The organism is Microbacterium sp. CCH5-D1 (assembly GCF_001557335.1).
Taxonomy (GTDB): domain Bacteria; phylum Actinomycetota; class Actinomycetes; order Actinomycetales; family Microbacteriaceae; genus Microbacterium; species Microbacterium oxydans.
Genome location: NZ_LSJW01000191.1, coordinates 1 through 5,368 on the forward strand (window position 1 = coordinate 1; position 5,368 = coordinate 5,368).

Annotated in this window: 7 protein-coding genes; all 7 read left to right on the top strand. The window is 68.0% G+C overall.

The genetic code is table 11. From position 1 onward, the window contains the following. The coding region (locus tag AX744_RS11495) for a ParA family protein (RefSeq protein WP_061016986.1) at positions 1 to 597 on the top strand (597 nt) is incomplete at its 5' end. After that, the gene (locus tag AX744_RS11500; RefSeq protein ID WP_046749373.1) at positions 581 to 1,438 is read left to right on the top strand and encodes a segregation and condensation protein A; all 858 of its coding nucleotides are present in this window, start codon (positions 581 to 583) and stop codon (positions 1,436 to 1,438) included. The genes AX744_RS11495 and AX744_RS11500, both read left to right, overlap by 17 nt. Then, entirely contained in the window at positions 1,428 to 2,036 is a 609-nt protein-coding gene (gene scpB / locus AX744_RS11505; protein WP_046749372.1) for an SMC-Scp complex subunit ScpB, read from the top strand. The genes AX744_RS11500 and scpB overlap by 11 nt, the downstream gene beginning before the upstream one ends. A 14-nt stretch (positions 2,037 to 2,050) precedes the next feature. Further along, the gene (locus tag AX744_RS11510) at positions 2,051 to 2,863 is read left to right on the top strand and encodes a pseudouridine synthase (RefSeq protein ID WP_157543593.1); all 813 of its coding nucleotides are present in this window, start codon (positions 2,051 to 2,053) and stop codon (positions 2,861 to 2,863) included. Then, entirely contained in the window at positions 2,860 to 3,996 is a 1,137-nt protein-coding gene (locus AX744_RS11515; protein WP_061016990.1) for a prephenate dehydrogenase, read from the top strand. The genes AX744_RS11510 and AX744_RS11515 overlap by 4 nt, the downstream gene beginning before the upstream one ends. Continuing rightward, entirely contained in the window at positions 3,989 to 4,708 is a 720-nt protein-coding gene (gene cmk, locus AX744_RS11520) for a (d)CMP kinase (protein ID WP_157543591.1), read from the top strand. Before AX744_RS11515 ends, cmk begins: the two co-directional genes overlap by 8 nt. A gap of 40 nt (positions 4,709 to 4,748) precedes the next feature. Then, positions 4,749 to 5,368, top strand: a 620-nt coding sequence (locus AX744_RS11525; protein ID WP_231728795.1) for a GTPase, incomplete at its 3' end; no start/stop codon positions are given.

The window sequence follows — 5,368 nt, forward strand, 5'->3', positions numbered from 1 at the left end:
ATCTACGACCTGCTGTTGGACACCAAGCGCGACGCCCACGATGCGATCGTGCACTCGAGTGTCGAGGGCCTCGATGTCATGCCGGCGAACATCGATCTCTCCGCTGCGGAGGTGCACCTCGTCAACGAGGTCGCGCGAGAGACGATCCTCGCCCGCGTCCTGCGCCAGGTGGCAGGGGAGTACGACGTCATCCTGATCGACTGCCAGCCTTCGCTCGGCATCCTCACCGTGAACGCGCTGACGGCGGCCCACGGCGTGATCATCCCGCTCGAGTGCGAGTTCTTCGCCTTGCGCGGGGTCGCGCTGCTGATCGAGACGATCGACAAGGTCCGCGACCGGCTCAACCCTTCGATCACGATGGACGGCCTGCTGGCGACGATGTACGACCCGCGCACGCTGCACTCCCGTGAGGTGCTCGAGCGTGTGGTCGAGGCATTCGGCGACGATGTGCTGGAAACCGTGATCGGCCGCACCGTGAAGTTCCCTGACGCCTCCGTGTCGGGCGTGCCGATCACCGAGTTCGCCCCCGAGCATGCCGCCGCTCAGGCGTATCTGCGGCTGGCGCGGGAGCTGGTCGCCCGTGGCGCCGTCGCCTGACGAAGCACCCGTCGACCCGTCGCTCCAGGAGAGCGCAGACGAAGGAGCGTCCGCCGAAGCCAGCGGCTTCACGGTCTCGCTGTCGAACTTCGACGGCCCCTTCGACCTGTTGCTGAACCTCATCTCGAAGCACGAGATGGACATCACCGAGGTATCGCTGAGCGCGGTCACCAACGAGTTCATCGCGTACCTCGGCCAACTCGACGACGACGAGGACCTCGATCAGGCGTCCGAGTTCCTGGTCGTGGCCGCGACCCTGCTCGACATGAAGGTCGCCGGTCTTCTCCCTCAGGGCGAGCTGGTCGATGCCGAGGCGGTGGCTCTGCTCGAGGCGCGCGACCTGTTGTTCGCACGCCTGCTGCAGTATCGGGCCTTCAAGGAGGTCTCGACCTGGTTCGCCCGCTGTCTGCAGCGCGAAGACCGTCGTCACGTGCGCGCTGTCCGTCTGGAGGAGAAGCACCGACGTCAGACGCCGGAGCTCGTGTGGTCCTTGAGTGTCGACGACTTCGCCGCTCTCGCCCTCCTGGCCTTCGCCCCGAAGGAGATCCCGCACGTCGGGCTCGATCACCTGCACGCGCCCCTGGTCAGCATCCGCGAGCAGGCGGCGATCGTGGTGACGCTGCTGCGCGGCACCGAGTCGGTGAGTTTCCGTGAACTCGTGGCCGGCGTGACCGAGCCGGGCATCGTCGTGGCACGGTTCATCTCGGTGCTGGAGCTCTACCGGCACGCGGCGCTGTCGTTCGAACAACTGGAACCGCTCGGCGAGCTGACGCTGCGCTGGGCAGCCGACTCCTGGTCGGATGAGACGCTGGCGACCCTGGGAGCCGACTATGACCGATGATGTGACGGACGAGACGAACGCCGACCTGGCCGGTGCCGAGGAGATTCCTCTGACCGAGCGGATCGAGGCGATCCTCTTCATCGTGGATGAGCCGATCGGTCTCGTCGCCCTGGCCGCCGCGGTCGGCTCGCCGGTTCCTGCCGTGCGCCAGACCCTGGAGATGCTGGTCGAGGACTACGACGGGCGCGGGAAGGGACCGCGACGCGGCTTCGAGCTTCGGGAGGTCGGCGGCGGGTGGCGTCTCTACGTCAGGGAAGAGCTCGACGACGTGGTGGCGGCATTCATCGGCGGTCAGGCTCCCGCACGTCTCTCGCAGGCCGCCCTGGAGACCCTTGCCGTCATCGCCTACAAGCAGCCGGTCACGCGCAGCCAGGTCGCCTCCATCCGCGCGGTGAACGTGGACTCCGTCGTCCGTACGCTCGTCGCTCGTGGACTGATCACCGAATTGTTCGCAGACTCCGAGACCGGTGCGATCAACTACGGCACCACCGACGCGCTCCTCCAGCATCTGGGCATCAACTCCCTCGACGAGCTGCCCCCGATCTCCCCGCTGCTCGACGATGGCGCAGACGGATTCGACGAAGGGACCATCCGATGACCGGCCACGACGCCATGAACGACGCCTCGAACGCAGCCTCGAACGATTCCGGGGCTGCACCCGAAGGCGTGCGCCTGCAGAAGGTGCTCGCCGCTGCAGGAGTCGCTTCACGCCGCGTGGTCGAGCAGTACATCACCGAAGGCCGCATCCGCGTCAACGGCATCGTGGTCTCCGAACTCGGGAGACGGATCGACCCGGAGAACGACCTCGTCGACGTTGACGGCACCGCCGTGCAGCTCGACGTCTCGAAGCGCTACGTCATGCTCAACAAGCCCACCGGTGTCGTGAGCAGCATGAAGGACGAGAATGGCCGCCCCGATCTGCGCCGGTTCACCGCCGACTACGAGGAGCGGCTGTACAACGTCGGACGGCTGGATGCCGAGACGAGCGGTCTGCTCATCCTGACCAACGACGGCGCGCTCGCTCATGTGCTGGCGCACCCGTCGTTCGGCGTGACCAAGGTGTACATCGCGAAGGTCGAGGGAACGGTGCTGCCACAGACGATCTCGAAGCTCACCAAGGGCATCGAACTGGAGGACGGACCGATCGCCGCCGACAAGGCGCGGCTCCTGGACACCTCACGAGGGTCGAGCCTGGTGGAGTTGACACTGCACTCCGGTCGCAACCGCATCGTCCGTCGGATGCTCGCGGCCGTCGGCCACCCGGTCACGGAACTGGTCCGTCGACAGTTCGGTCCGCTCCACCTGGGAACCCTCCCGGCCGGAAAGACGCGGGAACTGAGTAAAATCGAACTCGGCGCGCTTTTGACCCTGTCGCGCCGTGATTCCGGTGTCGCCGAGGCGCCAGGCGAGCAGGAGAGCGAATGACCGATACGACGAGTGCGCCCGCGGGGCGGAGAGCGGGCTTCGTCGCGCCGCGTCTCTCCGGGACCGTCCGCATCGTCGGGGCGGGCCTCCTCGGCGCGAGCATCGGTCATGCCCTCCGTGCGAAGGGCGTCGACGTGGTGCTGTCCGACGCCTCGCCGGCCCAACTGCGCCTCGCGGTCGACTACGGCGCCGGCCGGATCGCGGCGGAGGACGACGCCCCCTCTCTCGTGGTGGTCGCCGTTCCGCCCGATGTCACGGCAGACGTGATCCAGGCCGAGCTCGAGCGGTTCCCGCAGGCGGTGGTCACCGATGTCGCCAGTGTGAAGCTCGAGCCGTTCCGCACTCTTCAGACGCGCGGCGTGGACCTCGCCCGCTACATCGGCTCGCATCCCCTCGCCGGCCGTGAGCGCGGTGGGGCGATCTCTGCTCGCGCTGACCTCTTCATCGGGCGCCCCTGGGTCGTGTGCCGAGACGCGGAGACGAAAGCTTCCGATCTCGCGCTCGTCGAGGCCCTTGCCCTCGATGTGGGAGCGATGCCGCTCGAGATGACCCCGGAGGAGCACGACCGTTCTGTCGCGCTGATCTCGCATGTGCCGCAGGTGGTGGCGAGTCTGCTCGCCGGTCGCCTCGCAGAGGCCGAGGAAGGGGCGCTCCGTCTCGCGGGCCAGGGCGTCCGCGACACGACGCGCATCGCTGCGTCGGCACCGGAACTCTGGGTGCAGATCCTCGGGGCGAACGCCGAACCGGTGGTCGAGATCCTCGATGCCCTCGCTTCCGACCTCGGTGAGATCTCCGACGCCCTGCGCGATCCGGCCGCCCCCGGCGCCCGCCGCACGGTGGCCGAGACCATCCGCCAGGGCAACGACGGGGTCGAGCGTCTTCCCGGCAAGCATGGACAGAACCAGCGCTTCGACACCCTCGTCGTCATGATCGACGACACCGCCGGGCAACTCGGGCGGCTCTTCGGCGAGCTGGGTGAACTCGGAGTCAACGTCGAGGACCTGCGCCTGGAGCATTCGCCGGGAGCGCAGTTCGGCCTCGCCGAGATCAGCGTCGACCCGGCGGCTCTGCACGGCGCGATCACCGGGCTCCAGGAACGCGGCTGGCGTATCGCGGGGAGCACCAATGACTGACATCTCATTCTCCGCCGCGGAGGCGCACGTGACCGACGCACACAAGTTCATCGCGATCGACGGCCCCGCCGGCTCCGGCAAGTCCAGCGTTTCCAAGGCTGTGGCGCGCAAGCTCGGCTTCGGGTACCTCGACACCGGGTCCGCCTACCGTGCGCTCGCTTGGCATGTGCTCGACCGCGGGGCCGACACGGACGACTCCGAGGCCGTCCTCGCTGCGGCGACCGACTTCCCCGTGCGACTGGGCCTCGACCCCGACGACCGCACGGTGCTCGTCGGAGACGTGGAGGTCACCGAGGCCATCCGCGACCCGCGAGTCTCCGGAGCGGTGAGCGGCGTGGCGCGCGTGCCCGAGGTGCGAGCACGGGTCAACGAGCTCTTCCGCCGGCTGGTAGCCGAGTCGTCGTATCCCGCCGTCGTGGTGGAGGGACGTGACATCACGACCGTGGTGGCACCGGACGCCCCTGTACGGATCCTTCTCACCGCAGCCCCCGAAGTGCGGGCTGCGCGACGTGCCGGTGAACTCGCTGGCGAGAATGCGGCTGCTGTCGCCGCGGCATTGCACAAGCGCGATGCCTCAGACAGTGCCGTCGTCGACTTCCTGAACGCTGCAGAAGGCGTCGAGGTCGTCGATTCGACGGAGCTCGATTTCCCCCAGACCATCGACGCCGTCCTCACGGTGATCGAACGAATCCAAGGAGCACCCCGTGGCTGACGACGAATACGAAGGCGGCCCCGACCAGCTCGCCGAGAAGATGGACCAGCTCGACGAGCATCTCGCCGAGCAGCGTGCGGAGACCCTCCGCGCCGGCCTCTCCGACTACGAGCTGGACGACGAGGACGCGGAGCTCCTCGCGGGCATCACGCTCGGCGAGGACGGCATCCACTACAGTCCCGCACTTCCCGTGGTGGCGATCGTCGGACGGCCGAACGTGGGCAAGTCCGCGCTCGTGAACCGCATCCTCGGTCGCCGTGAGGCCGTCGTGGAGGACACCCCCGGTGTGACCCGCGACCGCGTGACGTACAAGGCGGAGTGGGGAGACCGTCGCTTCTCGCTCGTCGACACAGGCGGGTGGGAGCCGGACGCCCGCGGCATCGACCGCTCTGTCGCGATGCAGGCGGAGGTGGCGATCGACCTCGCCGACCTGGTGCTGTTCGTCGTCGACGCCATGGTGGGTGCGACCTCCACCGATGAGCACGTGGTGAAGCTGCTGCGCAAGAGCGGCAAGCCCGTGTTCCTGGTCGCCAACAAGATCGATGACGCCCGGCAGGAGCCGGAGACCGCAGCTCTGTGGAGCCTCGGTCTCGGCGAACCGCACCCGGTGTCCGCCATCCACGGACGCGGTGTCGCCGATCTGCTCGACGCCGTGATGAA